The 26,054-nt window shown below is 30.4% G+C and carries 41 protein-coding genes; 1 reads left to right on the top strand and 40 read right to left on the bottom strand.

The window, feature by feature from the left end; genetic code table 11:
• Positions 1-17 precede the first annotated feature (17 nt).
• From BBIDN127_RS02495 to tuf, 27 genes are read right to left on the bottom strand one after another with little or no spacing between them, the layout of a single operon-like run.
• Positions 18-1,052, bottom strand: coding sequence for a DNA-directed RNA polymerase subunit alpha (locus BBIDN127_RS02495; protein ID WP_014023725.1), 1,035 nt, complete (start codon positions 1,050-1,052; stop codon positions 18-20).
• Positions 1,053-1,067: 15 nt separating this feature from the next.
• Positions 1,068-1,460: a 30S ribosomal protein S11 gene (gene rpsK, locus BBIDN127_RS02490; RefSeq protein ID WP_014023724.1), complete on the bottom strand. Its 393-nt coding sequence runs from the start codon at positions 1,458-1,460 to the stop codon at positions 1,068-1,070.
• Between the two features lie 27 nt (positions 1,461-1,487).
• Positions 1,488-1,865, bottom strand: a complete 378-nt coding sequence (gene rpsM, locus BBIDN127_RS02485) for a 30S ribosomal protein S13 (protein WP_002557091.1) — start codon at positions 1,863-1,865, stop codon at positions 1,488-1,490.
• 17 nt (positions 1,866-1,882) lie between these two features.
• Positions 1,883-1,996, bottom strand: a complete 114-nt coding sequence (gene rpmJ / locus BBIDN127_RS02480; RefSeq protein ID WP_002557090.1) for a 50S ribosomal protein L36 — start codon at positions 1,994-1,996, stop codon at positions 1,883-1,885.
• A 12-nt stretch (positions 1,997-2,008) separates the two neighbouring features.
• Entirely contained in the window at positions 2,009-3,313 is a 1,305-nt protein-coding gene (gene secY / locus BBIDN127_RS02475) for a preprotein translocase subunit SecY (protein WP_014023723.1), read from the bottom strand.
• 12 nt (positions 3,314-3,325) lie between these two features.
• Positions 3,326-3,763: a 50S ribosomal protein L15 gene (gene rplO / locus BBIDN127_RS02470; protein ID WP_014023722.1), complete on the bottom strand. Its 438-nt coding sequence runs from the start codon at positions 3,761-3,763 to the stop codon at positions 3,326-3,328.
• Positions 3,763-4,068, bottom strand: a complete 306-nt coding sequence (gene rpmD, locus BBIDN127_RS02465; protein ID WP_014023721.1) for a 50S ribosomal protein L30 — start codon at positions 4,066-4,068, stop codon at positions 3,763-3,765. The genes rplO and rpmD overlap by 1 nt, the downstream gene beginning before the upstream one ends.
• Before the next feature lie 3 nt (positions 4,069-4,071).
• Complete coding sequence (gene rpsE, locus BBIDN127_RS02460) at positions 4,072-4,569, bottom strand: 30S ribosomal protein S5 (RefSeq protein WP_014023720.1); 498 nt, start codon at positions 4,567-4,569, stop codon at positions 4,072-4,074.
• 12 nt (positions 4,570-4,581) lie between these two features.
• Positions 4,582-4,941: a 50S ribosomal protein L18 gene (gene rplR / locus BBIDN127_RS02455; RefSeq protein WP_014023719.1), complete on the bottom strand. Its 360-nt coding sequence runs from the start codon at positions 4,939-4,941 to the stop codon at positions 4,582-4,584.
• Between the two features lie 16 nt (positions 4,942-4,957).
• Complete coding sequence (gene rplF, locus BBIDN127_RS02450) at positions 4,958-5,500, bottom strand: 50S ribosomal protein L6 (protein WP_014023718.1); 543 nt, start codon at positions 5,498-5,500, stop codon at positions 4,958-4,960.
• 16 nt (positions 5,501-5,516) lie between these two features.
• Positions 5,517-5,915 carry a 30S ribosomal protein S8 gene (gene rpsH / locus BBIDN127_RS02445; protein WP_014023717.1) on the bottom strand — a complete coding sequence of 133 codons (399 nt, stop codon included), beginning with the start codon at positions 5,913-5,915 and terminating at the stop codon, positions 5,517-5,519.
• Positions 5,916-5,924: 9 nt separating this feature from the next.
• Positions 5,925-6,110 carry a type Z 30S ribosomal protein S14 gene (locus tag BBIDN127_RS02440; RefSeq protein ID WP_002557082.1) on the bottom strand — a complete coding sequence of 62 codons (186 nt, stop codon included), beginning with the start codon at positions 6,108-6,110 and terminating at the stop codon, positions 5,925-5,927.
• Between the two features lie 16 nt (positions 6,111-6,126).
• A complete protein-coding gene (rplE, locus tag BBIDN127_RS02435) occupies positions 6,127-6,675 on the bottom strand; it encodes a 50S ribosomal protein L5 (protein WP_014023716.1) in 549 nt (182 codons plus the stop codon).
• Between the two features lie 5 nt (positions 6,676-6,680).
• Positions 6,681-6,986: a 50S ribosomal protein L24 gene (gene rplX, locus BBIDN127_RS02430; protein WP_014023715.1), complete on the bottom strand. Its 306-nt coding sequence runs from the start codon at positions 6,984-6,986 to the stop codon at positions 6,681-6,683.
• Between the two features lie 14 nt (positions 6,987-7,000).
• The gene (gene rplN / locus BBIDN127_RS02425; protein ID WP_002557079.1) at positions 7,001-7,369 is read right to left on the bottom strand and encodes a 50S ribosomal protein L14; all 369 of its coding nucleotides are present in this window, start codon (positions 7,367-7,369) and stop codon (positions 7,001-7,003) included.
• Positions 7,370-7,396: 27 nt separating this feature from the next.
• Positions 7,397-7,651 (bottom strand): 30S ribosomal protein S17, encoded by a 255-nt coding sequence (rpsQ, locus tag BBIDN127_RS02420; RefSeq protein WP_014023714.1) that lies wholly within the window; start codon positions 7,649-7,651, stop codon positions 7,397-7,399.
• A gap of 2 nt (positions 7,652-7,653) precedes the next feature.
• Positions 7,654-7,854 carry a 50S ribosomal protein L29 gene (rpmC, locus tag BBIDN127_RS02415; RefSeq protein ID WP_014023713.1) on the bottom strand — a complete coding sequence of 67 codons (201 nt, stop codon included), beginning with the start codon at positions 7,852-7,854 and terminating at the stop codon, positions 7,654-7,656.
• Positions 7,855-7,856: 2 nt separating this feature from the next.
• Positions 7,857-8,273: a 50S ribosomal protein L16 gene (gene rplP, locus BBIDN127_RS02410; protein WP_002656214.1), complete on the bottom strand. Its 417-nt coding sequence runs from the start codon at positions 8,271-8,273 to the stop codon at positions 7,857-7,859.
• A 4-nt stretch (positions 8,274-8,277) separates the two neighbouring features.
• Positions 8,278-9,159: a 30S ribosomal protein S3 gene (gene rpsC / locus BBIDN127_RS02405; protein WP_014023712.1), complete on the bottom strand. Its 882-nt coding sequence runs from the start codon at positions 9,157-9,159 to the stop codon at positions 8,278-8,280.
• Positions 9,160-9,162: 3 nt separating this feature from the next.
• On the bottom strand, positions 9,163-9,525 hold the full coding sequence (gene rplV / locus BBIDN127_RS02400; protein WP_014023711.1) for a 50S ribosomal protein L22: 363 nt from the start codon (positions 9,523-9,525) through the stop codon (positions 9,163-9,165).
• 6 nt (positions 9,526-9,531) lie between these two features.
• A complete protein-coding gene (gene rpsS, locus BBIDN127_RS02395; RefSeq protein ID WP_002557073.1) occupies positions 9,532-9,810 on the bottom strand; it encodes a 30S ribosomal protein S19 in 279 nt (92 codons plus the stop codon).
• Between the two features lie 9 nt (positions 9,811-9,819).
• On the bottom strand, positions 9,820-10,653 hold the full coding sequence (gene rplB, locus BBIDN127_RS02390; protein WP_014023710.1) for a 50S ribosomal protein L2: 834 nt from the start codon (positions 10,651-10,653) through the stop codon (positions 9,820-9,822).
• A gap of 21 nt (positions 10,654-10,674) precedes the next feature.
• Positions 10,675-10,971 carry a 50S ribosomal protein L23 gene (gene rplW, locus BBIDN127_RS02385; RefSeq protein WP_014023709.1) on the bottom strand — a complete coding sequence of 99 codons (297 nt, stop codon included), beginning with the start codon at positions 10,969-10,971 and terminating at the stop codon, positions 10,675-10,677.
• A gap of 20 nt (positions 10,972-10,991) precedes the next feature.
• Positions 10,992-11,621: a 50S ribosomal protein L4 gene (rplD, locus tag BBIDN127_RS02380; protein WP_014023708.1), complete on the bottom strand. Its 630-nt coding sequence runs from the start codon at positions 11,619-11,621 to the stop codon at positions 10,992-10,994.
• 9 nt (positions 11,622-11,630) lie between these two features.
• Complete coding sequence (gene rplC / locus BBIDN127_RS02375; protein ID WP_014023707.1) at positions 11,631-12,251, bottom strand: 50S ribosomal protein L3; 621 nt, start codon at positions 12,249-12,251, stop codon at positions 11,631-11,633.
• 35 nt (positions 12,252-12,286) lie between these two features.
• Entirely contained in the window at positions 12,287-12,598 is a 312-nt protein-coding gene (rpsJ, locus tag BBIDN127_RS02370; protein WP_002557068.1) for a 30S ribosomal protein S10, read from the bottom strand.
• Positions 12,599-12,651: 53 nt separating this feature from the next.
• Positions 12,652-13,836: an elongation factor Tu gene (gene tuf / locus BBIDN127_RS02365; RefSeq protein WP_014023706.1), complete on the bottom strand. Its 1,185-nt coding sequence runs from the start codon at positions 13,834-13,836 to the stop codon at positions 12,652-12,654.
• A gap of 418 nt (positions 13,837-14,254) precedes the next feature.
• Between tuf and BBIDN127_RS02360 the strand changes: the two genes are divergently transcribed.
• Positions 14,255-14,644, top strand: a complete 390-nt coding sequence (locus tag BBIDN127_RS02360) for a hypothetical protein (protein WP_014023705.1) — start codon at positions 14,255-14,257, stop codon at positions 14,642-14,644.
• A gap of 92 nt (positions 14,645-14,736) precedes the next feature.
• Here BBIDN127_RS02360 and BBIDN127_RS02355 read toward each other — a convergent pair whose 3' ends face one another.
• From BBIDN127_RS02355 to dnaX, 13 genes are all read right to left on the bottom strand, one after another.
• Positions 14,737-16,101: an MATE family efflux transporter gene (locus BBIDN127_RS02355; RefSeq protein WP_014023704.1), complete on the bottom strand. Its 1,365-nt coding sequence runs from the start codon at positions 16,099-16,101 to the stop codon at positions 14,737-14,739.
• Positions 16,102-16,687: 586 nt separating this feature from the next.
• On the bottom strand, positions 16,688-17,971 hold the full coding sequence (gene murA, locus BBIDN127_RS02350) for a UDP-N-acetylglucosamine 1-carboxyvinyltransferase (protein WP_014023703.1): 1,284 nt from the start codon (positions 17,969-17,971) through the stop codon (positions 16,688-16,690).
• Between the two features lie 89 nt (positions 17,972-18,060).
• Positions 18,061-18,882, bottom strand: a complete 822-nt coding sequence (locus BBIDN127_RS02345; protein ID WP_014023702.1) for a TIGR00282 family metallophosphoesterase — start codon at positions 18,880-18,882, stop codon at positions 18,061-18,063.
• Between the two features lie 13 nt (positions 18,883-18,895).
• Entirely contained in the window at positions 18,896-19,075 is a 180-nt protein-coding gene (locus BBIDN127_RS07790) for a hypothetical protein (RefSeq protein ID WP_014023701.1), read from the bottom strand.
• 44 nt (positions 19,076-19,119) lie between these two features.
• The gene (lspA, locus tag BBIDN127_RS02335) at positions 19,120-19,632 is read right to left on the bottom strand and encodes a signal peptidase II (RefSeq protein WP_014023700.1); all 513 of its coding nucleotides are present in this window, start codon (positions 19,630-19,632) and stop codon (positions 19,120-19,122) included.
• 10 nt (positions 19,633-19,642) lie between these two features.
• Positions 19,643-20,389 carry a Nif3-like dinuclear metal center hexameric protein gene (locus BBIDN127_RS02330; RefSeq protein ID WP_014023699.1) on the bottom strand — a complete coding sequence of 249 codons (747 nt, stop codon included), beginning with the start codon at positions 20,387-20,389 and terminating at the stop codon, positions 19,643-19,645.
• A gap of 1 nt (position 20,390) precedes the next feature.
• Positions 20,391-21,080: a peptidoglycan editing factor PgeF gene (gene pgeF, locus BBIDN127_RS02325; RefSeq protein ID WP_014023698.1), complete on the bottom strand. Its 690-nt coding sequence runs from the start codon at positions 21,078-21,080 to the stop codon at positions 20,391-20,393.
• Positions 21,077-21,868, bottom strand: coding sequence for an LPS export ABC transporter ATP-binding protein (gene lptB / locus BBIDN127_RS02320; RefSeq protein WP_014023697.1), 792 nt, complete (start codon positions 21,866-21,868; stop codon positions 21,077-21,079). The genes pgeF and lptB overlap by 4 nt, the downstream gene beginning before the upstream one ends.
• Positions 21,846-22,541: an LptA/OstA family protein gene (locus BBIDN127_RS02315; protein ID WP_014023696.1), complete on the bottom strand. Its 696-nt coding sequence runs from the start codon at positions 22,539-22,541 to the stop codon at positions 21,846-21,848. The genes lptB and BBIDN127_RS02315 overlap by 23 nt, the downstream gene beginning before the upstream one ends.
• The gene (locus BBIDN127_RS02310) at positions 22,538-23,065 is read right to left on the bottom strand and encodes a hypothetical protein (RefSeq protein WP_014023695.1); all 528 of its coding nucleotides are present in this window, start codon (positions 23,063-23,065) and stop codon (positions 22,538-22,540) included. Before BBIDN127_RS02310 ends, BBIDN127_RS02315 begins: the two co-directional genes overlap by 4 nt.
• Positions 23,066-23,348: 283 nt before the next feature.
• Entirely contained in the window at positions 23,349-23,858 is a 510-nt protein-coding gene (locus tag BBIDN127_RS02305; RefSeq protein ID WP_044054960.1) for a nucleoside-diphosphate kinase, read from the bottom strand.
• A gap of 170 nt (positions 23,859-24,028) precedes the next feature.
• Entirely contained in the window at positions 24,029-24,328 is a 300-nt protein-coding gene (gene efbC, locus BBIDN127_RS02300; protein WP_014023693.1) for a nucleoid-associated protein EbfC, read from the bottom strand.
• 3 nt (positions 24,329-24,331) lie between these two features.
• Entirely contained in the window at positions 24,332-26,014 is a 1,683-nt protein-coding gene (dnaX, locus tag BBIDN127_RS02295; RefSeq protein WP_014023692.1) for a DNA polymerase III subunit gamma/tau, read from the bottom strand.
• Positions 26,015-26,054: the final 40 nt, after the last annotated feature.

The raw sequence follows: 26,054 nt of genomic DNA, 5'->3' as shown, positions 1-26,054 counted from the left end.
CAGTCTAAACTCTCCTTTTATTCAAAAATTTTAACATTTTTACTCAATACAGATAGAGCATCTTCTTTAGACATTCCCAAATATAATCGATAAGAACCAAGTTTTTCAATTATTTCTTCTAAACTTTTTTTCCCAAAATTTCTAGCTTTAGAAAGCTCTTCTGCACTTTTGCTAATAAGTTCCCCTAAAGTTCTAACATTTTCTTTGGCTAAACAATTTAAAGATCTGACTGACAAATTTAATCTCTCAATACTCATATCAAGTAAATCAGAACTTTCTGATTTTGATTTTTCAAAAGACGTATTAACATTGTCTTCAAAATCAACAAGGGGAAATAAAAACTCTCTTACTATTGATGCTGCCTTTTTGATGGCATCTTTGGCAGAAATCACACCAGTAGTCCAAATTTCCATTACAAGTTTGTCATAATCTGACCTTTGACCAACCCTAGTATCTTCTACAGAATACGAAACTTTCTCTATAGGAGAAAATATAGAATCTAAAGCAATAACATTAACTTCTTCTAAATATTTAGCATTTTGCTCAGAAGACACATAGCCTCTACCATAATTAATTTGAAATTCAAAATCTAAATTCACATCATGTGATAAAGTGGCTATAACTAAATCTTTATTAAAAACCTCAACTCCATCTCTTTCAAAATGAGAAGCTTTCAAAACATTGGTATCTTTGCCACTAACACTAAAGCTTATTGTCTTGCTTTGCTCTCCTTCTCCAAGTTTCAAATGGATATTTTTAATATTAGCAATAACCTCAAGAGTATCTTCAGAAACTCCAGGAATCAAATCAAATTCACTTAAAACAACCTTTGACGAAGAGTCTTTATTATTAGACTGAACTCTCATAGCAGTAATAGCATATCCCTCAATAGAAGAAAGTAACACTCGCCTTAAAGTATTACCTATAGTAATCCCAAAGCCTCTTTCAAAAGGATATATCGTAAATTTACCATAAGATCCATCACCTTGGCTTTTCAAAAATTCAATTTTTTCAGGTATAGTGAAATCTTTCAAAAATTTTTCCACAGACATCATAACTCCTTCTAGCTAAACTCGTCTGGTTTTTTTCGGTCTGCATCCATTATGAGGAATAGGAGTAATATCTGAAATCGATTTTACAGTCATACCAACCGAACCAATAGCTCTTATTGCAGATTCTCTGCCAATGCCTGGCCCTTTTATATACACATGAACATAATTAATTCCAAAATCTCTAACTTTATTTAAAGCAGACTCTGCTGTTATTTGAGCAGCATATGGGGTTGACTTTTTAGCCCCTTTAAAACCCATTCCACCAGCACTTGCCCAAGCTAAAGCATTCCCCTTTATATCAGATACAGTAACTATAGTATTATTAAAAGTAGCTTGTATATAAACGTTTCCTTCTCCGATATTTCTCTTAATTTTTTTTTTACTATTAGTTGATAATTTTGCGCTCAACTTACCCTCCAAATCTTAAAAACTATTTTATTTGCTAGCTATTTTCTTATTAGCTACAGTCTTTCTTTTTCCTTTTCTAGTTCTTGCATTCGTTTTAGTTCTCTGGCCTCTCAAAGGCAGTCCTTTTCTATGCCTAACACCCCTATAACACGCTATATCCATAAGTCTTTTAATAGACATTGCAACTTCACTTCTAAGTTTCCCTTCTACAACATAATCGCTCTCAATTACCTTCCTAAGTCGATTAACCTCATCATTGTCTAAATCCTTAGCAATTTTGCTTGGAGAAATACTTGATTTATTGCAAACTTCCAAAGCTCTTGTTCTACCTATACCATAAATAGAAGTAAGCGCTATCTTTAACTGTTTATTATTTGGTAAATCTATTCCCGATATTCTAGCCATTTCATTTCTCCTAATTTTTACTTTTGTCTTTGTTTATGCTTTAAATTATCACAAATAATTCTTAACACACCTTTTCTTTTTATAACCTTACATTTTTCACAAATTGGCTTCACACTTACTCTAACTTTCATAATCAAACACTCCTAAATTTTTTGCAAAAATGCATAATTCTTTCTATTTCCATGAGAAAATCCCTGAGTTTTCAAATAAGCATCAATATGAATTAATGTGTCAAGAGCAACTCCTACCATAATAAGCAAAGAAGCCCCCCCCATTATCCTAGAAACATCGTGTGGAAATCTAAAAATATTTTGCACTAAAAATGGAATAATTGCAATAATTGACAAAAAAATAGATCCTGAAAATAAAGTTTTATTCATAATTTCATCTAAATACTTTTCCATTTCATCAGACTTTATTCCTGGAATAACACCCCCATTCTTACGAATATTATTACTTATATCTTTAGGACTTAGCTGAATCTTAGAATAAAAATATGTAAATCCAATTATCAAAATTACATTCAAAAAAGTATAATAAAAACCATTGGGCCTTAAATAAGATAAAATTTGCCTAGCTATAGAAGAAGTTTCTGCAAAACCACTTAAAATTTGTAAAGGCAGGGTAATTAAAACAGAGGCAAAAATAACGGGTAAAACGCCCGATGGATTCAACTTGATTGGTAAATATGAACTAACTGTGCTATTAGAATTTGCCCTAGCATAATGAATAGCAATTCGCATTTGAGCCTTGTATTCATATATAATTAATACAACAACTAAAACAAATATGCTTATAATAAGTATAACAAAAACAGGATTAACATTTTGAGAGGGATCCTGCATACTTTGAAATAAATTAAACAAAGCCGCTTGAAGTCTAACCACTATGCCAGAAAAAATTATCAAAGATGTTCCATTGCCTACACCTCTTTGATTAATTTGCTCTCCAAGCCACAAAAGGATAAATGTTCCCGTAGTAACCGTTAAAATAGCAATAAATATATATCTATAAAAGGGAATGGTAACAGCACCCGGAATACCCTTAGCATAAAGGCTTGTTGCGTATCCTTGAACTACAGCTGCAACTATTGTTAAATATTTTGTATATTTTTTAGTCTTTTGTCTCCCACCATCCCCTTCTTGCATTTTTTTCAAAGAAGGGAAAGAATAAACAAGAAGTTGAACAATAATAGATGCTGAAATGTAGGGCCCTATACTAAGCATAAAGATAGAAAAATTACTAAAAGCTCCCCCTGAAAAAAAATCAAAATAATTAGCAATTGAAAAATCTGATTGCGACTTGAAATAGCTTTTAAGAGCTACAGAATCTATTCCCGGTATCGGCAAATATGAACCAACTCTAAAAAGAAAAAGAACAAACAAAGTAAATAAGAACTTATTTCTCAAATCCTTAACGGTAAATAAACTTAAAAACAATTCTTTCATTTTTATTCCACTTTAAACCAATTTAATAGTACAGCCAATTTTTATTACAAGACTTTCAGCCGATTTAGAAATTTTAGAAACCTCAAAAGAAACTTTTTTTGTAAGCTTACCATTAGACAAAATCTTAATTTTTTTATTTTTCTTTTTTATAAGTTTATTTTCAAGCAAAGTATCATAATTGACAACTTGTCCATCCTTAAATTTTTTATCTATATCTCCAAGACTAACAATTGCATATTCCAATTTATAATCATTATTAGAAAAACCTTTTCTTGGCAATCTCCTATAAAGAGGAGTCTGTCCACCTTCAAATCCAAGTCTTGGCGAAGTATTTCTTGCTTTTTGACCCTTTTGACCTCTCCCAGAAGTTTTACCAAGTCCTGAACCCGAACCTCTGCCAACAATTTTACGTCGCTTACTAGCTCCCTTAGGCTTTAACAGGTTAAACATTACATTACCTCGCTTATTAAAATCATATTAATAGTCTCGTTAAGCATGCCCTTAATAGATTCATTTAAAAAATGCACCTTTTTATCGCCTATTTTATTCAAACCTAATGCTTTTAAAACTTTGACTTTTTTATTTAATTTCCCAATAAGACTTCTTACAAGAAAAACTTGCACATTAATATTGTTTTTAGAAATAATTTTTCTATTATTTTCCATTCTTCTAATAAAACATTTATTCTTAGATCTAGACCTTGAAGCATTAAACCTAGCTTTCTTTAGTTGTAATCTCAATTTCCTTTTAATCATACATTAACCCCATAAAGTTTTCAAAGTTTTTCCTCGCATTTCTGCCACTTTTTCAGCATTCAAAACTAAATCAAATGCCTTAAAAGTCGCCTTTACTACATTCATAGAATTATTAGAGCCAAGAGATTTGCTCAAAATATCATGCACTCCTAAAGCCTCCATTACAGCACGAACAGGGCCCCCCGCAATAACACCAGTACCATGAGTAGCCGGCTTGATTAAAACTTTAGCTTTTTTAAAGCAACCAAGAACCTCATGTGGCAATGTTCCTTTTCTAATAGGAACAAATCTTAAATTCTTTCTAGCGCTTGTTAAACTTTTTTTTATTGCATCACTAGCATCATTGGCTTTACCAAAGCCCCAACCAACATGTCCTTCTCCATCTCCAACAACCATAAAAGCAGCAAAAGAGAATCTTCTCCCACCCTTAACAACCTTAGTAACTCTATTGAGTGATATTAATTTTTCTATCTGCTTTCTCTGAGCCTGAACATCTACCATAAATACACTCCCTTAAATATTAATACCAAACTCTCTTAAAGAAGTTGCAAAACTTGCAATAAGCCCATGATACTTATAACCATTTCTGTCAAAAATAAGATTATTTATATTTTTATCCTTAAGCCTTTTAGCAAGAACTTCTCCAAGTTTTTTTACATCATCAATATTTTTGCCTAAATTAAGACTTTTTTCAATAGTAGAAATACTTGCAACAGTATGCCCCTTAGCATCATCTATAACTTGCGCATAAAAATACCTATTAGATTTAAATATGGTAATTCGCGGCCTACTAGCTACTCCACGCCCTATTTTGTCCTTTATTCTTTTTTTACGTCTAAGCTTTCTCTGTTCTGCTTCTTTTATTTTTTTCATAACTATTACCCAAAATTTATTTTTTTACACCAGATTTTCCAACTTTTCTTCTAATAACTTCATTATCATATTTAATGCCCTTTCCTTTATATGGCTCTGGTTTTTTTAAACTTCTAATCTCAGCAGCAACTTGACCAACCTTAAACTTGTCTATTCCTTCAACAGAAATTTTAGTATTTCCGTCAAGCTTTACACTAATACCATCTGGAACAACATATTCAAACTGAGTTGAATAACCAAGACTTAAAAAAAGGCTATTGCCTTGTTGCTCTACCCTATATCCTATACCATTTATAGTAAGAGACTTAGAAAATCCTTCAGTCACCCCTTTTACCATGTTAAAAATTAAACTTCTGTAAAGACCGTGGTAAGCTTTTGCTTTTTTATCATTAACAACTCGGTCAACAATAACACTACCATTCTCAACTTTAACATTAATACTGTCTTTTATATCTTGAACTAATCTTCCCCTAATGCCTTCAACTATTACTAAGTTGTCTTTAATATCAACCTTAACAGCATCTGGAATCTTTATCGGAAGTCTTCCAATACGTGACATACATCCCCCTATTAAACTACCAAACTGAGCAAATCAACTCACCACCTATTTTTTTATCTTTAGCTTCCTTGCCAGTAATAACACCCTGAGAAGAAGATATAATTAATATTCCATATCCATTCTTTATCCTTGGCATATTTTTATATGAAGAATAAATTTTTCTACCAGGAGTGGAAATGGCATCTATTTTATTTATAACAGGATTTCTTTTGCTGTCATACTTTAGCAAAACCCTAATAAAAGCAATTCCTTCCTTTTCTAAAAAATTAAAATCCCTAATATAACCCTCTTCTTTAAGAATGTTTAATATTGATTTATTCATATTAGACATCTTTAAATCTACAGATCCATGCCTAACTCTACTTGCATTTCTTAATTTAGTTAGCATGTCTCCTACTGAATAAGTAATCGCCATAAAATTCCCTTACCAACTTGATTTTGAAACGCCAGGAATTAATCCTTCAGACGCATACTTTCTAAAACATATTCTACACATACAAAAATCTCTCAAATATCCTCTTGGACGACCACACAACTTACATCTATTATTTTGCCTTGTTTTATACTTAGGCTTTCTTAAAGCCCTAATAATCATTGATTTTTTTGCCATATACCTTATAAATCCCCTAATTACTAAACGGCATTCCAAATTTCAAAAGCAAAGCTTTGCTTTCTTTATCATTTGAAGCTGTTGTCACAATTGTAATATTTAAACCAGATATTCTCTCTATTTTATCATAGTCTATCTCAGAAAATATTATTTGCTCCGTTATCCCAAAAGAATAATTTCCATTACCATCAAAAGCATCCCCATTGATTCCTCTAAAATCCTTAACTCTTGGCAATGCTAAATGAATAAGCTTATATAAAAATTCATACATCGCATTACCCCTAAGTGTAACTTTAGCGCCTATTTCTTGCCCTTGTCTAATTTTAAACCCGGCTATTGCTTTTTTTGCTTTTGTCTTTACAGCTTTCTGACCAGTAATCTGAGCAAGCTCTAAAACAGCAGAATCTAATAACTTCTTATTTTTAACAGCCTCTCCAACGCCTACAGAAACTACTATTTTCTCAAGCTTGGGAACTTGCATTATAGATTTATATTCAAATTCCTTAACAAGCTCTTTTATAACGCTGTCTTTATAATACCTCTTCAATTCAGGAACATAATTCATAAACTCTATATCCTCTGTCCATTTTTTTTAAGATACCTTATTTTTTCATTATTTTCAAATCTAATGCCTAATCTTGAAGAAGTTCCCTTAACAAATATCATCACATTTGAAATATCTATAGCGGCCTCTTTATCTATTATTCTACCTTTTTCTTGGGGCGTCCTAGCTTTAATGACTTTTTTAACCATATTGCAAGACTCAACAATAACTTTATTTTTTTTTCTATTTATACTAGCAATCTTACCTATTCTTCCCTTATCTTTTCCAGAAAGAATTTTTACGCTATCTCCTATCTTCAACTTTGTCTTCACAAAACCCCCTTTTGCTATATAACCTCTGAAGCTAATGATACTACCTTCATAAAATTAGCATCCCTAAGTTCTCTTGCAACAGGTCCAAATACCCTTTTGCCCCTAGGACTTAAATTAGCATCAAGTATCACACAAGCATTATCATCAAACCTAACATAAGTCCCGTTCTTGCGTCTTACTTCTTTAGAAGTTCTAACAATTACGGCTTTATAAACATCTCCTTTTTTAACAGAAGAATTAGGAATTGCTTGTTTTACTACAATAGTTATTATATCCCCAATTTTGGCATAACGCCTTTTACTACCACCAAGCACCTTAATGCATTGAGCCACCTTGCCACCAGTATTATCCGCAATTGTTAAATAAGTCTGCATCTGAATCATAATCAACCTCCTTTAGAAAAATCAAAACTATTTTAATTTTTCTAAAACCTCAACAAGAGACCATCTTTTGTCTTTACTAATAGGTCGAACTTCAATAATTTTTACTTTATCGCCAACCCTTGAAACTTCTTTTTCATCATGTGCTTTAACTTTTTTACTAACTTTTAAATACTTGTGATAAATTGGATGCATCTTTCTTTGAACAATTTCTACTACTATAGTCTTAGACATCTTATCACTAATAACTTTACCAATTAATTCTTTTTTATTTTCTCTTGCCATATCTAAACCTTTCTAATACCTAATTCATATTCATAAATTATTGTATTAAGCCTTGCAATATCACGTCTAATCTCTCTTTTCTTTAAAGGATTTTCAACATGACCAACAACAGATTTAAATCTTAAATCTAAATATTCCTTCTTTAATTCTAGCCTTTTAGCCTTCATATCCTCAAGAGTAAAATTTTTAAAATTTTTCAACATAATTACCTCAAATCTCGCCTTACAACAAACATGGTTTTTACTGGAAGCTTAGAGCTCGCAAGCGACATTGCCTCTTGAGCAAGCTCTTCTACAACTCCTGACATTTCAAACATAACGGTACCAAGCTTAACAGGGGCATTCCAATGATCAACACCCCCCTTACCTTTACCCATTCTAGTTTCGGCCGGTTTTTTAGTATAAGGAATATCGGGAAATATTCTTATCCAAACCCTTCCACCTCTTTTTATTTTACGAGTCATTGCAATACGAGCAGCCTCAATTTGACGAGCAGTAATAAAATTTGTTTCCAAAGAAACAAGTCCATATTCACCAAAAGAAATTTTATTGCCCTTTTGAGCCTCTCCAGACAATCTTCCTCTTTGCTTCTTTCTATATTTAACTTTTTTTGGACTTAACATCTAATTATCCTCCAATATCCTGCTCGCTAAAATCGTCTCTTTCTTTAGAAAAAGACGAACTAGGTTTTTTTTTATTTAAAAGATCTACTTCATCTTTAGACAGTCCATCTTTTTTATTCAAAAGCCTGATTTGCTTTTCATTAGTCTTTTCTCTATTATTTAAAATTTTATCAAAATTTTTAACAGCATCGCCTCTTTCCCTAAAAGGCTTTTTATTTATTACCTGGCCAGCATCAGAATTGGTTTGTCTTCCCAAAACTTCACCTTTAAATAACCAAACCTTAACCCCAATAATGCCATAAGTGGTTTGAGCCTCAGAAAATCCATAATCTATATTGGCTCTAAGAGTATGCAAAGGAACCCGACCTTCCTTAACCTCAAAGCTTCGAGCAATCTCTGCCCCACCAAGTCTACCAGCAATCTTAATTTTTAGCCCTTGAGCACCTTTTAACATAGAAGAAGAAAGGGATGATTTTAAAACTTTTCTATAAGACGCTCTATTTTCTACTTGCTTTGCAATCCCATTAGCAATAATTTGAGCATCAAGCTCCGGTCTTTTAACCTCTTTAATCTTAATGCTAATCTTTTTAGAAATTTTTTTAGTTAACAATTGACCAATTTTTTCAAGATTAGAACCTTTAAGCCCTATCACAGAACCGGGCCTTGGAGTAACAATTACTACTGTTACTTTTTGAGGATTATTTCTAATTATTTCTATATCAGAAATATCAAATTTAATCCCTTTAAGAAACTTCATAATTTCTCGCCTTATTAAAAAGTCTTCATGAAGAATTGCAGAATACAATTTTTTATCAAAATACCATTTTGATTTCCAATCCTTATTAATTTTTACCCTTAAGCTATATGGATGTACTTTTTGGCCCATGCTTTATCCTTTAATATCTTTTTTTTCATCAACTTCAACAAAAATATGACAATTTCTATTAACAAGCCTGTCAGCCCTACCCCTGGCTCTAGGCCAAATCTTTTTACGACGACGCCCATCATCAACCATAACTGTTTTAACAAATATCATATCTTCGGAAAGATTTTTATTGTGATACATCGCATTTGATGCTGCTGATTTAACAACTTTTTCTAAAAGCTTAGCTCCTTTATTAGGCATAGAACAAAGCACTGCAATAGCTTTAATATAAGACTCCCCCCGTATATTGTCAGCTATCGGCCTAACTTTTTTTGGAGAAGAGGGCAAATTTTTGCCCCTTGCTGTATATCTTCTATCTACCAACATAACTACCTACTTCCTTCCCTTTTTGTCTGACTTAGCATGCCCCCTAAAAATCCTTGTAGGTGAAAACTCGCCAAGCTTATGCCCTACAAGATCCTCAGTAATATAAATAGGTATAAAAGTTTTGCCATTGTAAACAGATATAGTAAGACTTACCATCTCAGGAATTATTGTTGAAGATCTGGAGTAAGTTTTAATAACAACCCTCTTCTCACTTCCAAAAGATGATAAAACTTTTTGATAAAGACTCTTTTCTATAAAAGGCCCTTTTTTAATAGATCTTGCCACTATGCTCTCCTATTTATTTCTTCTTTTAATAATAAACTTATCTGAATATCTCTTCTTCTTGCGAGTCTTATAACCCTTAGTAGGCTGTCCCCAAGGAGACACAGGATGGCGACCTCCAGAGGTTTTCCCTTCACCACCACCATGTGGGTGATCAACAGGATTCATAGCAACACCTCTAACCTTGGGCCTTCTACCAAGCCACCTACTTTTACCAGCTTTACCTATAGAAATATTGGCATAATCTTCATTTCCAATCTCACCAATTGTTGCAATACATTTTTTAAAAATCAATCTCATCTCACCAGATGATAATTTTACAGTGACATAATTCCCTTCAGAAGCAAGTATCATAGCATATCCACCAGCACTTCTTACAAGCTGTCCACCCCTTCCCACATTAAGCTCAATATTGTGAACAGTTCTTCCAATAGGAATATTTTCAAGAGGCAAGGCATTGCCAATTTTAATTGGGGCATTCGGACCACTTTCCAAAACATCTCCAACCTTAATGCCTTTAGGAGAAATAATGTATCTTTTTTCTCCATCTTTATAAACAAGCAAAGCTATATTAGCACTTCTATTAGGATCATATTCAATAGACGAAACTCGAGCAGGAATGCTAAATTTATCTCTTCGATTAAAATCAATCAACCTATACCTTCTCTTATGCCCACCACCCCTTCTTCTAACACTAATCCTACCAGAAGAATCTCTGCCCGATTTAAATTTTTTACCTTTTGTTAAAGATTTCAAAGGATCATTACCTTTGCTCAAATCATCAAAAGATAAAGTCGTCTTATAGCGCAAAGAAGAAGTTTTTGGCTTATAAGTCTTAATACCCATATTTATTTTTCTCCAAAACCACTAAAAAATATCTATTTTATCTTCTTTTTTGAGATAAACATATGCCTTCTTCCATGAAGAAGTTTTTCCTTTGCCTACGGGATACCCTTTTCTAGACACCACAACCTTGGCTTTACTTTTAATATTGAGCAAATTACACGATACTGGAGTAACATTGAAAAGTTCTTTTATTGCTGCACCAACCTCTTTTTTATTTGCCCTTTTATTAACCTTAAAAACATAAACATTAATACTTTCCCTTTGAGTATTAGTTTTTTCAGTAAGCATAGGTGAAACTATTATATCATAAGCCTTCATACTTATCCTCAACATCCTTTTTATTTAATGTAAAACTCATTGAGCTTGTTAACAGCAGATTCTAAAGCTATTAAATTCTTAGCATAAAATAAATCAACAACCCTAAGTTTATCAAAAGATAAAATCTTTAAATCTCTTATATTTTTACCGGCCCTTTTTATCATCTGATCATCATTGCCCAAAAGAACAACCACCTTACCATTAAAACTTGCGAAATTTTTTATTATTAAGGCAAGATCTTTAGTTTTTCCAGATTCAATATTAAAATTCTCAATAACTTTAAAACTATTTTCATCAGCAGCCCGCAAACTTAATACAGACTTAAATGCAAGCTTTTTTACCTTTTTAGGCAATCTATAGCTATAATCCCTAGGCTTTGGCCCTAATGCTATGCCTCCGCCAATCCAAATTGGATTTCGCTTTGTACCAACCCTGGCTCTACCGGTTCCTTTTTGCTTCCAAGGCTTTTTAGAACTCCCCCTAACCTCTGATCTGGTTTTAGTTGAAGATGTTCCAACCCTAAGATTAGACAACTCATTTTTTATAGCATTATAAATAGACCCATGACTAATTTCTATATTAAAAACTCTATCATCCAAATTTATAGTTCCAATCTCTTTCCCATCTTTAGAAAAAACTTTTCTTTCCATACTAAATACCTACTTTTTAGATTTCTTAACAACAACAAAAGAACCCTTAGCACCAGGCACAGCCCCTTTTACTAGAAGGGCTCTATTTTCTTCATCAATTAAAACAACTTCAAGATTTTGAATAGTTTGTTGATTTCCACCCATTCTACCAGCCATTTTGGTCCCTTTAAATGTTCTTGCAGGAGTAGTAGCTTGTCCTGTTCCACCAAGATGTCTATGAAATTTTGATCCATGAGAAGATGGCCCACCACTAAAATTGTGCCTTTTCATAGCCCCTTGAAAACCCTTGCCTTTAGTAGTACCTGTAACATCTACATACTTAACAGACTTAAAAACATCAACCTTAATCTCATCCCCAGCATCATACCCATCAAGCCCCTTAAGCTCTATCACATATTTTTTAGGCTCAATATCTTTTAAACTTTTATATTGACCTTTTATAGGCTTTGAAACTTTAGAACTCTTAAGATCAACAGAACCTGCTATAAGAGCGCTATAACCATCTCTATCGACTGTTTTCTTCCCTATAATATAGTTGGGCTGAAACTCTATAACAGTAACAGGAACCACAATGCCATTTTTCTGAAATATCTGAGTCATGCCAACTTTTTTTCCAATCAATCCCAACATTAAAACACCTCAAATTCATATACTTAAAATATCATTTACTGCTTAATATCTACCTCAACACCTGCTGGAAGCTCTAATTTCATTAAAGAATCCATTAAAGCAGAAGTGGGCTCTAAGATATCAATAAGCCTTTTATGAGTTCTCATCTCAAATTGCTCTCTTGATTTTTTATTGACATGAGGAGAACGTAAAACAGTATATTTTTTTATTTTTGTCGGCAAAGGAATTGGGCCTTTAATCTGAGCCTTGGCCTTCTGAACAGCTTTAACAATAGATTCGGCACTCTGGTCTAATATTTTAACATCAAAACTAAATAATCTTACGCGTATCTTATCTTTAGCAATCAATTTATTCTCCTAAACTTTAGAGAGTATTAAATATATCCTTAAAGTTTCTTAACCTATTCCAATATCTCAAGAATTCTTCCTGAAGCAACAGTTCTTCCACCTTCTCGAACAGCAAATTCTACATTCTTATCCATAGCTATTGAAGAGATTAGCTCAACAATAATATCAACATTATCACCAGGCATAACCATTTCTTTGCCTTCTAAAGCAACAACTCCAGTAACATCGGTTGTTCTAAAAAAGAACTGTGGTCTATATCCTGGGAAAAATGGCTTATGCCTACCGCCCTCTTCTTTAGTTAAACAATAAATTGAAGCTTTGAACTTCTTGTGTGGAGTAATTGTGCCCGGAGCTGACAAAACTTGTCCTCTCTCAATATCTTTTTTATCAACTCCCCTTAAAAGAAGACCAACATTATCCCCCGCTTGACCTTGCTCAAGAATTTTCTGGAACATTTCAACACCAGTAACAGTGGTTTTTCTGGTTTCTTTAATACCAACTATTTCAACTTCTTGACCAACTTTAATAACACCTCTTTCAATACGCCCAGTAGCAACAGTGCCCCTTCCCGAAATAGAAAATACATCTTCAACAGCAAGCAAAAATGGTTTGTCAATATCTCTTTCTGGAAGATCAAAATAATTATCCATAGATTCAAGAAGCTCTTTAACGCATTTTGTAGATTCAGGATCTTCTGGATTTGACATAGCACCAAAAGCCGAACCCTTTATTATTGGAGTATCAGCTGAAAAGCCATATTTTTCAACAAGCTCTAAAACTTCAACTTCAACAAGCTCAACAAGTTCAGGATCTGCTAAGTCTAATTTATTTAAAAAAACTATTATTTTCTTTATTCCCATTCTTTGAGCAAGAAGCAAATGTTCTTTTGTTTGAGGCTCAGCACCACTATCAGCAGCAACTAAAAGTATAGCTGCATCCATTTGAGCTGCTCCTGTAATCATATTTTTTATATAATCAGCATGGCCTGGACAATCCACATGAGCATAATGCCTATTAGCTGTTTCGTACTCAATATGTCTGGCATTAATTGTTATTCCTCTTGCCTTCTCCTCGGGCGCATTATCAATATCTTCATACTTTAATGCTTTTGCATCTTTATTTACTTTTGAACAATAAATACTAATAGCCGCTGTTAATGTTGTTTTACCATGATCAACATGACCTATTGTTCCAACATTCATGTGTGGCTTTGTTCTTTGAAAAACTTCTTTTGCCATGACTAACCTCCTAAATTTCACATTCTAAATAGCTACTTACATTTAATTTCTTTAAAAAGTTTTAAACGAATTTTTTCTTATTTAAATAAGAAAATAGCTACAAATAATCAAAAAAATAAAAAAATCAATTTTTAGAAATTGACCCGCACTACACGTGTTTTTCTAAAAAATTTTAATAGCTTTAAAATTCTACACATTTTATAAAATATAGTCAATACACTTGAACTTTTAAACCCAATTAACCACACATACAATAGCACCAAAAATTAACATGAACTTCATATTCATTAAAGAAAAGCACAAAATTCAAAGCAATAGTAAATAGTTTTTGAAATCTAACAGCTAATTAAAATTGGTCAAACGCCTTTATTTATCAAAAAGGTTAACACTACTCAAATAAAAAAATATAATAAAAATGATGAAATCTCAAAAATTTAAGCTTAAATTACTACTAATACTTACAATTTATGGCATTTTAATTGTTTTTGCATCTTGTATGAAAACAAGTACAATAAAATCAAAAGCAAATGCAAAAGAAATTACCTATCTTATTAGCACTATAAAAACCAACAAAAAAATAGAAATAGTAAACTACAAATCCGACAGCAAAAATAATCTAATAATTACTCTTAAAAACAAAAGCAAAGAAGATATAAATGCAAATTCATTGGCAATTTTTAAAGAAGGCAGCAAAACAGGCGAGTTAATTAGAGAAAAACTTAATGGACTTGAGACAAAAACTTTCCATTTAAAAACTAAAATCAACACCAAAAGAAAAAACACATTATATATTTTTGAAAAACAATAACAAAAAATAAATGATTTAAAATTAAAATATTAAAATTATTAAAGACAAATCAACTATTTCCTTTGGTAAAATACATATATAAATCTTCATTACTATTTGTATTTTTTAATTAAAATGGGCTTAGTCCAATAACGAGTGCAAGTAACTGCAACTAAAATTATAATTGCTAAATAATTTGAAATTATAAAAGCATAACCTAAAGAATTTTCAATTATGCCAAAATATTGAAAAATAAAAACTACTGGAAGACGAATAAGCCACAACCTAATAAAAATAACAATCATTGCAATTTTTGTCCTGCCAGACCCAATAAGTCCTCCAAAAAATACCTGCTGCAATCCATATCCAAAAGTACCAATAGTTGTTAACAATAAATAATTATTAGCATAATTTAAAACTTCTAAATCATTTGTAAACAGCCTTAGTATAAACTGTTTATTAAAAATAACAATTGAATTTATTATTAATAAAATTGCTAAAGAAATAAAAAACCCTTTTTTCAAAACTTCTCCCACCCTATTGATTTTCTTGGCACCAAGATTTTGACCAACAATTGAAATAACTCCGGTACCAATTCCCATAGCAGGAAGAAATAAAAAAGAAATAATAGTGTTTGTAAGTCCATACGCAGCCAGAAATTTTGGACTAATATCAATAACTATATAATTGAAAATAAAAAAAGACAACGAAACCATTATTTGTCCAAAAGTTGAAGGCAGTCCAAGATTAACAATTTCCTTAATGGATCTTATATCTATCACTAAGTCCTTCAGATAAATTTTTAATCCATAATTTAGCCTATAGGTCAAAAATAAATAAAAAGCAACGGTTAACAATTTTGAAAATAAAGTGGCCCAAGCAGCCCCAGTAATACCCATATTAAAACTAAATATTAAAATTGGATCAAGAATAAAATTGACAATATTAGCAAATATAACTATTATCATTGAAAGGATAGTTTCTCCTTGGGCATTTAAAATATATGTAATTGAAATACTTAAAAACATAATAGGTATTCCAAAAATTGTCACATAAAAATAAACTCTTGAAAGTTCTTTAAGCTCACCTTTTACACCCAGCAAATCTAAAAGATGATCAATAAAAAAAAAAGCACAAATAGTAACAAATAAGGATAAAACAAAGTTTAAAGCAATAAGTTGCCCTGCATACCTTGAAAAACGAGAAAAATTTCCCTCTCCTATGCATTTTGACATCAAAGAAATGCTTCCTGTAGCCATTCCCATAGCAATAGCCATAATAAAAAAATTTACAGGACCAGCAAGCGAAAGTGCTGACAAAGGCATGGCTCCAAGCTTGCCAACATAAAACATGTCGGTAAGATCATAAAAAGCTTGAATAATATTGGTTATAACAATAGGAAAACTTATTAAAAAAAGAACCTTATATAAATTACCATTTAATATTAATTCTCTAGTCTTACTCTTATTTGTAGACATAAAATTTTATCCTTATCTAAAATATTTTTTATAAAAAATCTAAACTCAAATTTATTCATCAATAATAAAAAAGTATTTAATTTTTAATTTCAAAAATTAAAAATTAATATACAATGTTAAAACCATTAACAGTCAATATGTTATGCATTAAATGATTAAGATATAAATAAAACCTATTAACCCGCAATACTAAAAAAATCATAACCAAAAACAGAAAAATTAAAACCATTCTTACAAATTAAAGTAGAAAAATAAATACTTTATTTAAAAGAATAACTAATATTATAAAAACAAAAATTCAAAATCAGAAACACCTCTATTCAAATTTTTATCAATCTTTCAATATTATTTTTTACGCTAAGATCTTTAAACTATAAAATAAAAAAATTAACAATATTAGATAAAAATACTAAAACTCTAACAATCCTTTAAATTACAGACGAACTAAATAAAATAACAAAAAATCTCAACAATAAAAATTAATGTAATATATTTTCATTTATAATTCAATCTCTTAATACTTTATCTTTATCTTCTATTAAAAACATTTTCCATAAATCATACATATAATAAAGCCCAACACAAGCTATTGACTTTTAACTTTCTTGATTTTTGCACCCAAATTAATTAATTTACTAGCTACATCTTCATATCCTCTTTCAATTTGATAAACATTTTGAATTTCGCTGCGACCTTCAGCAACAAAAGCCGCAATAAGAAGAGACATTCCCGCTCGCACATCCGGAGAAGACAAAATATTGCCTTTAAGAGAAGATTTACCCGTAACTACTACACGGTGCGGATCGCAAAGCACAATTTGAGCACCCATTTTTATTAATTTGTCTACAAAAAACATCCTAGATTCAAACATCTTTTCAAAAACTAAAACCATGCCTTCTACTTGAGTTGCAGTGACTATAATAATACTCATAAGGTCTGTTGGAAAGGCCGGCCACGGACCATCATCAATTTTTGGAATATGTCCACCAAAATCTAACTTAACTTTTAATTCTTGTTTATCTTTTACATATACATTTTCCCTGTCATATTCAAAATTAATTCCAAGTCTTGAATATACATACCTAATTAATCTGAAATGATGGGGATCTGCTTTTTTAATTTCCAGCTCACCCCCTGTTAATGCAGCAAGGCTAATTAGAGAACCAACTTGCATAAAATCGGCCCCTATTCTAAATACAGTCCCACTTAATTTTTTTACACCTCTTATTTCTAAAATATTCGAACCAATTCCTAAAATATTAGCACCCATTGAATTTAACATATTACATAAATCTTGAACATGCGGCTCACAAGCAGCGTTCATAATAACGGTATTTCCTTCAGCAAGAACTGCGGCCATAATGATATTTTCTGTAGCTGTAACTGAAGCTTCATCTAAAAACATTTCAGCTCCAACAAGCTTGTTAGCCTTTAAAACAATTCTTCCGTCTTTTGTAATTAATTTGGCCCCCAGCTTGCAAAGTCCGTAAAAATGAGTATCAAGCCGCCTCTTTCCAATTACATCTCCTCCTGGAAGCGCCATATCTATTTCCCCAAATCTAGAAACAAAAGGTCCTAATAAAAGTATGGAAGCCCTAATTAAATCCGTAAGAGAGGAATCTATTTCTGTTTTTACAATATTTAAAACTTTTATTTTTAAAGTATTCCCCTCTCTTACAATATCTGCCCCTATATCACTTAAAATATCTAAAACAACTTTTACATCATTAATATTAGGAATGTTTTCTAAAATAACCTCTTCATTAGTAAGTAAAGCAGCCAAAATACAAGGCAAAGCAGCGTTCTTATTCCCACTAGCTGTAATTTGACCACTTATCTTATAACCACCTTCTACAATATAGCTATACACAATAAATCCTCCTATACATAAAGACTTAATAAAATTAAATCACACAGATAAGATTATTAAAATTTAAAGAATATCTAAAGATATAAATATCAAACAATATCCATATCTTTTAAACTTGACTTACAATCTATATATTCTCTAACAGTCTCTACAGAAAAAGAATGCCCATTCTCATCAATATCAATTAAAACGCCGTTAAAACCAAGGCCTTCCCAAGATTCATCAAATCTCTGATTTAAAAATCCTTTCAAAAATTTATCCACCTCTAAATCGGGAGAATATCCAATAACACTGTCCAAACTCCCAACTCTGCCTAAATCAGTTATAATAGCAGTATTATCTAAAATTCTCAAATCAGCTGTTAAAATCCTTTTCCCGGTTCCAAGACAAGCACTAACTCTTGATTTTAAATAAAAAAACAAAGCATTAACTTCAGCTGTAGTATTTGAATCAAAAAGAACAATAATATTATTTGTTTGCATTTTGATTCTTTGATAAAAAAAATCAAAACTATAAAAAGGATGATTAAATTTATATTTGGTTATTCCTGTTTGACCGACAATTCTAATCACAGCTAATTTTTTGCCATTAATATTATAAATAAAATAAGAATATCCCTTTAATTTTGCAGGACAATTTAAAGGTTTTAAAATAAAATTATACTTATCAAGATCATCAGACAAATCAGTCCTTGCAAAAGCATTTTCACCTAAAGTCAAAACATCAATTCCATACTTTTTTAATAAAAAGGCATGTCTCTTGCCAAGACCCCTTAAACCTGTAGTAAAATTATTGCCAGATATTACAAAATCGATCTTTTTTTCAGGCTTAAAGGATGATAAAAAGGACTTTATAACAATAATCCCAGCTTTGCCGACAACCTCACCAGCAACTAAAACCCTTAAAGACACAAAGCCTCTCTTTTTATTGATCTAGTTCAAACAACTTAATAAGAAAACTTTTTACAATAAAAATTGACACAAAATACCCCGCAAAAACAGCAAAAACAATCATCATAAAAATCAATATAACTTGTAAATAAGGTTTTACAATAATGCTAAATTTAACAACTAAAAAAAACTCGAAAAAGAACACTAAAAACATAAAAAATAAGTTCATTAACATGCATAAAATAAAACTCAAAATCTTCATTTATTAAGCGCTTTTCTTTTTATAAAAAAATCATAAACCAAAAATAAAATCATACCTATAACAACATAGCTATCTGCAAAATTAAAAGTAGGCCATCTATCAAGTCCAAAAATTCCATAAAATTTCAAATCTAAAAAATCTACAACCCCATAAGGTCTAAACAATCTATCAATAACATTTCCAACTCCTCCTGAAAAAATTAATAAAAGTGAGATTTTAGCAATACAATTTTTTTCTTTTAAAGAAAGATAAAAAACAAATATTAAAATGAAAAGAGGCATTGCAAGAAAAAAAATTTTTTTCAAGCTATAATGGATATTAGAACCCATAGAAAATAAAATGCCCGTGTTTCTTACATGTATTATCCTAAAAAAATCATCAAAAAGAGAAAAATATATTGAACCCAATTTGACATACTTTACAACCAAATACTTAGAAAGTTGATCAAAAAAAATCAAACTAATAATAAATACAAAAATATTGAAATATTGCTTACTTTTAGCGCCCATACAAAAATCCTTATAAATTAGTATCTTTACAAATAAATTTAACCTCTAAATCTTCTTGAATTTTGAAATCTTCCATTAATTTAATTAAACCAAAAGTTTCAGTAAAATAATGCCCCGCAAAAATCAAGTTCACACCGAATTCTTCTGCCAAAGAATATATTTGATAAGAAGTGTCACCAGTTATAAACAAGTCTACATTATGACATAAAGCTTCTTCAAAAAAAGAGTATCCAGAACCACTAACAATCGCAACCTTATTCACCGATTCTTTAAACTTTTTCGAAAAAAGAATATGTTTATTTTGATTTTTGATTTTTTCTAAAATTTCAGAAAAGCTAAAAACAGAATCAGCAATAATTCCTAAATTAACACCCCCATAATTTGCAAAAACAAAAGAATTTTTTAATCCTAAAAAATCTGAGAACACTTTGCTATGCGAATAAACAGAATGAGCATCCATAGGTAAGTGCACCGAATAAAGAGCTAAATTATTATCAATCAAAAATTTAATTTTATCATACATATTAGAAACAATGCGCTCTTTTTTTGACCAAAAAATACCATGATGGGTAATTAAAAAATCATTTCCTTTCGCTTCTTTTAAAGTTGAAAAGCTAGCATCAACAGCAAAAGCAACCTTGTTAACCTTGGCATTAAAATTTCCCACTTGAAGCCCGTTTAAACTTTTATCAATATGCTCATATTTATTTATATCAAAAATTGAATTAAGCTTAAAAGATAAATCTCTTACGTTCAAACTAAATTCTCCAAATTAAAGCATAACTTTGACTTTCTCTTAATCTTCTATAAGAATAAAGATTTTTCAAACAATACGTACAAAGCTTTGAATTATAAATATTTAAATTAAAACTAGAAAGTAAATTTAAATTAAAACTAGCATTATCAAAGTACATTTTACCATCTCTTGTAACAAAAGAAGCATTTAATAAACCTTTGCTAAATTTATTACTTACTTCTTCTAAGAAAATTTCAGAAACTTCATAACAACAAGATCTGTTATAAGGCCCAAAAACAATTTTCAAATCCTTAAAAGTTGATCCCATCTTTTCAAACATAAACAACATTTTTAAAATAATCAAATTAAAGCTTCCTTTATATCCGCTGTGAATAAGTCCTATAATTTTTTTCACCGAATCATAAAGGTATATCGGAAGACAGTCTGCAAAGTAAGCAACAAGAGCTACATCTAAAGAAGTAGATATAAGACCATCTCCTTCTTGAAAATTAATAAAATCATCTTCAACTTTATAAATAATATCTGTATGCAATTGCTTTAAATATTTTATTTTCTTAGACTTAGGAACAAAGTTGAAATTATCATTACTAAGTTCTTTTAAATTTAGATTAAAGGGCTTTTTAGTATAAATCATTTTAACATCATCAGCTATCTTAAATTCATAATAAAGTTCATGATCTATTGTTTTCATAATCTAAATTCTTCTCCCAAATAAAGCTTTTTAGCTTTTTCACTACTTATTATATAATCAACACCACCCGCATCAAGCACTTGCCCCTGATAAACAATATAAGCTCTGTCGATTATATCAAAAGCATCTCTTACATTATGATCAGTGATAAGAACGCCTATGTTTCTCTCTTTTAAAATTTTTATTATATTCTTTATATCCCCAATAGCAATAGGATCAATACCAGCAAAAGGTTCATCTAATAGTAAAAAATAGGGATTTACAGCTAAAGCTCTTGCTATCTCTGCTCGCCTTCTCTCTCCACCAGAAAGAGTATAAGCTTTTTGGTTTTGTATTCTTTTTATCTCAAATTCTTTAAGCAAATTCACAAGTTCTATCTTGCGCTCAGCATTAGATAGATCTTCCCTTCTCTCTAAAGCAACCATAATATTCTCTTCAACTGTAAGTTCTCTAAAAATTGAAGCATCTTGGGGAAGATATACAACTCCTATTCGTGCGCGCTCATACATATTAAGAGATGAAATATTATAATCATTTATTAAAACTTTGCCTGCATTAGGCTTAATAAAACCTACAATTGTATAAAATGTTGTTGTTTTGCCAGCCCCATTTGGACCAAGAAGCCCCACAACCTCACCTTTATGAATGTCAATCGTAATACCATTAACGGCAAACTTTTCACCATACTTTTTAATAATGTTGTCTGCTTTTAAAACAACATTGTTGATAGAATTAAGGTTAAGACTTTCCTTAATCTCTTTTATTTTATTTTTTTTCTTCAGAAACATCATTCTCAACTTGAGTAAACTCTCCCTCAACACTTCCCTCAAGTTTATACCTATTAGTTTTTGTATTAAAAATTATTCTTGAAGCAGAATAATAGTTGTCTTTCTGGTAAATTACTGGAACCCCCTCAAGAATCATTTCTTTTTCTTCTTTATTATAAGTCCCATTCTCAGCTCTTGCAAAAGTATCATCCTTATATATTTTAACAGAATATTGCATAATATAAACATTAGCTTTATTGCTGCCTTCAACTCTTTCTGCTTTAATAAGCATATTGTTTTCTAAGTCTTCAAGCTCAACCCCTTTTTGCAGATAAAAATTATCCAATTTTCTATTAAAAAACAAAAATTGAGCTTTAACATGCATCTTATTCTTATAATCTTTATAAAAAACATTTCCTCTAGCTTCAAGATAAGAGCCATTTTCTCCATAAATTTCAATTTCATCTGCTCTAAGATTAAAATCTAAGGAAATAACCTCTGAATTTCCTTTTAAAACAATTTTTTTATAAAAAGAAGACACTATGCCTTGTGCAAAATCTGACTTAAAGGTGAAATTAATATTTTTCTCTTCGCTTCCCTTAAGTTTTTCGGGCTTAAGACTGGATTCCATTCGTGCTGCTTGAATATTGTTAACAAAAATAATAAAAATCCATATTAAAATTAAATCCCTCAATTCATGATTCCTTTAACCCCAGAATCAAAATAAAAAACATTGCTCTTTAAAAAATAAGAAAATCCTTTCCCTTTTATTTTGCTATGATTAAATCTAATTAATACTAGCTCATTTGGAGGAGATTGCAACTTCTTGTCTTTATTCTTCCATAAAAGCCTATTTGAATTAAGCAAATAATAATTATTTTTATCTTCTATTTTAAATTCTACAGAATCTCTCATATCCAAATCCTTTGTAATATAAGAACCTTCCAAATTATTAAACTTTCCTGAAATCTCATTATCTAGTGAATGATACAAAAATCTTCCATTCTCTGCCTTATAAATTTTATAGTCATTAAAATAGCTAAAACTTAAAGAATCTAAAACGGTTTGCTCTTTATTGTATACAACATCATAATACTTGATTCCTAATATTTGTATTGAAGGAAACTTTTTGGCAGCATCAGATCTATTAGAATATTCATCATAATCGAAAGTACAAGAAAAAAATAAAAATAACGAATAAAGTCTAAGTATTTTCATAAATATTTTTCACAAGAATAGAAATTTTTCCTATTTTAATTGACAATATATCAAACGTAACAACACGCTGTTAAAAACTTTATCAAACAAAATTTATTTATATAATCAATTATAATGTAAAACACAAAATCAAAGCAAAAACACTGCTTTTAAGAACAATCTTCAGCATAAGAATTCTCTTAAAAATACAAAAATTCAAACAAAAGTACAAAAATTGCTCTTACTTTAGATTAGCATAAAGGCAATTTACATTTTATTCCTTTTAAGAAATAGATTATAAAAACTAACAATAATAATGCTCACATTCATCATCTCTTTTGTAGTTTAAAATTTCATTATCTTTAAACCAAATTGGTATTTCGCGAATAGCATCTGCCTCATTTGCAGATGCATGAATCACATTGTAAATCGAAAAACCTTTTTCATTTGAATACTTAAAACTATGATAAGAAAAATCTCCCCTTATTGTTCCAGGAATAGCTAATTTTGGCTCAGTAGCACCACAAAGCTTTCTAACAACCTCGATGCTTTCAACCCCTTCAACAACAAATGCAAAAACAGGGGAATTTGAAATAAATCTAATTAAAGAATTCCAAACCGCCTCACTATGCCTAAAGACAATATCATCATATAAATAATGTTTTTTTGCTAAACTCTCATCAACAATAAGCATTTTAGCAGCAACTATCTTTAAACCTACTCTTTCGAATCTAGAAACTACATCACCAATTAAACCTCTCCTAACTCCATCTGGCTTAATAATACATAAAGTTTTTTGCAATAACATTGACATAAATCCTCCTAAAATTTAGGATATTTATTTAACAAAAATTAAATAAATAAAAACACTTGCTCAATACAAAAATTATATCTGATTAATTACATTTATATGGAATACTACAAGTTATAAAGCGCTTAACATTATATTGAAAAATCAAAATATAACTTTTACAAAATTAAAAACTACATTCCAAAAGGAAGAACTCCCATGGTTTTTAATTTTATCTCTTCTTTAACCTTAGAAACAGCATCATTTAAAGCAGATTTAACCATTTGCTCAAAAGCATCATTGTCTAAATCATCAAAAAATTCCTTATTGATTGAAACTTTTTTAACATTAAATTCGCCATCCATCTCAATAGTAACAATATCGCTACCCGCTTTACCACAAACCGTAATTTTAGAAATTTCCTTTTTAATACTATCAATATTATCCTTAACGCTAGACATATTTTTTAAAAAATCTAATGGATTTACTGCCATATTTTATCCCTCCAGAACTTCACTTGCTCCAAAAATATTCTTTACAGTTTCTAATTTTTCAAAATCCTTTTCAAGGCTTTGAAAATTTTTCTGAAACACAATGCTTAAATTGGGAAATTCTTTATAAAATTCAGATCTTATCTCACCTTTATAATTTTTAAGCTCATTATATTCAAACTCGCTAAACACCTTATAATATAGAACATTGTTATCAATAGCAACTTCTCCTGAATGAACTAAAGTTTGAACATATCTTGAAACAATATAAATAAATTTATCTCTTATATCAATAAAATCATTTGCTTTACTTGGATTATCATCTTCAATAAAAATCTCATCAATCTCGTCAATACTATTGGTTTCTATAAAATTTTTATTAATTTTTGTTGACAAATTTTCATCATGATCGATTTCCTCTTTTCCTAAAGATCCGACTTCGGGAAATCCACATTTTAAACTAGATTTTGCTGGAATAAAAGCCAAATCATCTTCGCTCTTATTATTTTCTAAAACATCAAAATTGTTTGAATCTATAGCAATATTTTCTAACAAATTGTCTTCAAGATTTTGAATTTGATTTATTAAAATATGATTTGGAACATAATTTTTAAGTCTTAAAATTTTAATAAAATTAATCTCAAGCTCATATCTTGGATTAACCGAAAATTGCAAATCCCTGTAAGTTTCAAGCAAAACAACAATAATTCTCTCAAGATAATTCAAATCAAACTCAATTAATTTTTTTCTCAAATCCTCAGATTTAATTCCAATAAACTCAAAATTTTTAATACCTATCTTTAAAAATAATGCCTCTCTAAAAAATTCAATTGAATCTAAAAGAAATTGCTCATAAGATACTCCAGATGAAAAAATAGAATCAAGAACACAAATTAACTCTTTTACATCTTCACTAAGAATGCTAACTGACAACTTTTCCAAAAATTCATCATTAGTTAAACCCATCTTGGATCTTATTTGATCTAATTTAATGTTAGAATCACTAAAAGAAACTATCTGATCAAAAAGAGTATACGCATCTCTTACGCTACCGCTACTTTTATATGCAATCCATTTTAAAGCTTCATCTTCATATTTAATATGATCTTCCAAACAAACCTTCTTAAGCATATTATAAATCTTTTCTAAAGATAAAAGCTTAAAACTAAAATGTTGACATCTGCTTTTTATTGTCTCTGGAAGCTTGTGTGATTCTGTAGTGGCAAAAATAAAAACAATATAATTTGGGGGCTCTTCAATTGTCTTCAAAAGAGCATTAAAAGCAGAATTGGAAAGCATGTGAACTTCATCAATAATATATATTCTATATTTAGAAATTGCAGGAGGAAACATTATCTCTTCTTTGATTTGTCTAATATCTTGGACCGAAGTGTTTGAAGCACCATCAATTTCAATAACATCAAGACTGCTGTCATTCTCAATAGATTTACAATTGCTGCACTCCCCACATGGCACAACTGTCGGACCATTCTTGCAATTTAAGCATCTGGCAAAAGCCCTAGCTGATGAAGTCTTGCCAACACCTCTTGGCCCTGAAAAAATATAAGCATTGGCTATTTTATTTTTCTCTATAGAATGCTTTAGAGTTTCAACAACAAAGTCTTGCCCTTCAAGAGAGTTGAAATCTCTGGGTCGCCTCTTAAGAGCGGTGCCTCTTGAAGACGCCATTAACTTTTTACCTCCCTATGCTTTAATAAGTTAAATATTA

Source organism: Borreliella bissettiae DN127 (assembly GCF_000222305.1).
Taxonomy (GTDB): domain Bacteria; phylum Spirochaetota; class Spirochaetia; order Borreliales; family Borreliaceae; genus Borreliella; species Borreliella carolinensis.
Note: the sequence above shows the minus strand (reverse complement) of the source record. Positions and strands in the feature narration are given on the sequence as shown.

Coding starts and splice junctions, on each gene's coding strand:
- BBIDN127_RS02495 (WP_014023725.1), bottom strand. CDS start 1,052: ATGTCTGTGGAAAAATTTTTGAAAGATTTCACTATACCTGAAAAAATT.
- rpsM (WP_002557091.1), bottom strand. CDS start 1,865: ATGGCTAGAATATCGGGAATAGATTTACCAAATAATAAACAGTTAAAG.
- rpmJ (WP_002557090.1), bottom strand. CDS start 1,996: ATGAAAGTTAGAGTAAGTGTGAAGCCAATTTGTGAAAAATGTAAGGTT.
- secY (WP_014023723.1), bottom strand. CDS start 3,313: ATGAAAGAATTGTTTTTAAGTTTATTTACCGTTAAGGATTTGAGAAAT.
- rplO (WP_014023722.1), bottom strand. CDS start 3,763: ATGTTTAACCTGTTAAAGCCTAAGGGAGCTAGTAAGCGACGTAAAATT.
- rpmD (WP_014023721.1), bottom strand. CDS start 4,068: ATGATTAAAAGGAAATTGAGATTACAACTAAAGAAAGCTAGGTTTAAT.
- rpsE (WP_014023720.1), bottom strand. CDS start 4,569: ATGGTAGATGTTCAGGCTCAGAGAAAGCAGATAGAAAAATTAATATCA.
- rplR (WP_014023719.1), bottom strand. CDS start 4,941: ATGAAAAAAATAAAAGAAGCAGAACAGAGAAAGCTTAGACGTAAAAAA.
- rplF (WP_014023718.1), bottom strand. CDS start 5,500: ATGTCACGTATTGGAAGACTTCCGATAAAGATTCCAGATGCTGTTAAG.
- rpsH (WP_014023717.1), bottom strand. CDS start 5,915: ATGGCGATTACTTATTCAGTAGGAGACATGCTAACTAAATTAAGAAAT.
- BBIDN127_RS02440 (WP_002557082.1), bottom strand. CDS start 6,110: ATGGCAAAAAAATCAATGATTATTAGGGCTTTAAGAAAGCCTAAGTAT.
- rplE (WP_014023716.1), bottom strand. CDS start 6,675: ATGAATTATGTTCCTGAATTGAAGAGGTATTATAAAGACAGCGTTATA.
- rplN (WP_002557079.1), bottom strand. CDS start 7,369: ATGATTCAGATGCAGACTTATTTAACAATTGCGGATAATACTGGTGGC.
- rpsQ (WP_014023714.1), bottom strand. CDS start 7,651: ATGGCAAGAGAAAATAAAAAAGAATTAATTGGTAAAGTTATTAGTGAT.
- rpmC (WP_014023713.1), bottom strand. CDS start 7,854: ATGTTGAAAAATTTTAAAAATTTTACTCTTGAGGATATGAAGGCTAAA.
- rplP (WP_002656214.1), bottom strand. CDS start 8,273: ATGTTAAGTCCAAAAAAAGTTAAATATAGAAAGAAGCAAAGAGGAAGA.
- rpsC (WP_014023712.1), bottom strand. CDS start 9,159: ATGGGCCAAAAAGTACATCCATATAGCTTAAGGGTAAAAATTAATAAG.
- rplV (WP_014023711.1), bottom strand. CDS start 9,525: ATGTTGGTAGATAGAAGATATACAGCAAGGGGCAAAAATTTGCCCTCT.
- rplB (WP_014023710.1), bottom strand. CDS start 10,653: ATGGGTATTAAGACTTATAAGCCAAAAACTTCTTCTTTGCGCTATAAG.
- rplW (WP_014023709.1), bottom strand. CDS start 10,971: ATGAAGGCTTATGATATAATAGTTTCACCTATGCTTACTGAAAAAACT.
- rplD (WP_014023708.1), bottom strand. CDS start 11,621: ATGGAAAGAAAAGTTTTTTCTAAAGATGGGAAAGAGATTGGAACTATA.
- rplC (WP_014023707.1), bottom strand. CDS start 12,251: ATGTTGGGATTGATTGGAAAAAAAGTTGGCATGACTCAGATATTTCAG.
- tuf (WP_014023706.1), bottom strand. CDS start 13,836: ATGGCAAAAGAAGTTTTTCAAAGAACAAAGCCACACATGAATGTTGGA.
- BBIDN127_RS02360 (WP_014023705.1), top strand. CDS start 14,255: ATGAAATCTCAAAAATTTAAGCTTAAATTACTACTAATACTTACAATT.
- BBIDN127_RS02355 (WP_014023704.1), bottom strand. CDS start 16,101: ATGTCTACAAATAAGAGTAAGACTAGAGAATTAATATTAAATGGTAAT.
- BBIDN127_RS07790 (WP_014023701.1), bottom strand. CDS start 19,075: ATGTTTTTAGTGTTCTTTTTCGAGTTTTTTTTAGTTGTTAAATTTAGC.
- lspA (WP_014023700.1), bottom strand. CDS start 19,632: ATGGGCGCTAAAAGTAAGCAATATTTCAATATTTTTGTATTTATTATT.
- pgeF (WP_014023698.1), bottom strand. CDS start 21,080: ATGAAAACAATAGATCATGAACTTTATTATGAATTTAAGATAGCTGAT.
- lptB (WP_014023697.1), bottom strand. CDS start 21,868: ATGTTTCTGAAGAAAAAAAATAAAATAAAAGAGATTAAGGAAAGTCTT.
- BBIDN127_RS02310 (WP_014023695.1), bottom strand. CDS start 23,065: ATGAAAATACTTAGACTTTATTCGTTATTTTTATTTTTTTCTTGTACT.
- BBIDN127_RS02305 (WP_044054960.1), bottom strand. CDS start 23,858: ATGTCAATGTTATTGCAAAAAACTTTATGTATTATTAAGCCAGATGGA.
- efbC (WP_014023693.1), bottom strand. CDS start 24,328: ATGGCAGTAAATCCATTAGATTTTTTAAAAAATATGTCTAGCGTTAAG.
- dnaX (WP_014023692.1), bottom strand. CDS start 26,014: ATGGCGTCTTCAAGAGGCACCGCTCTTAAGAGGCGACCCAGAGATTTC.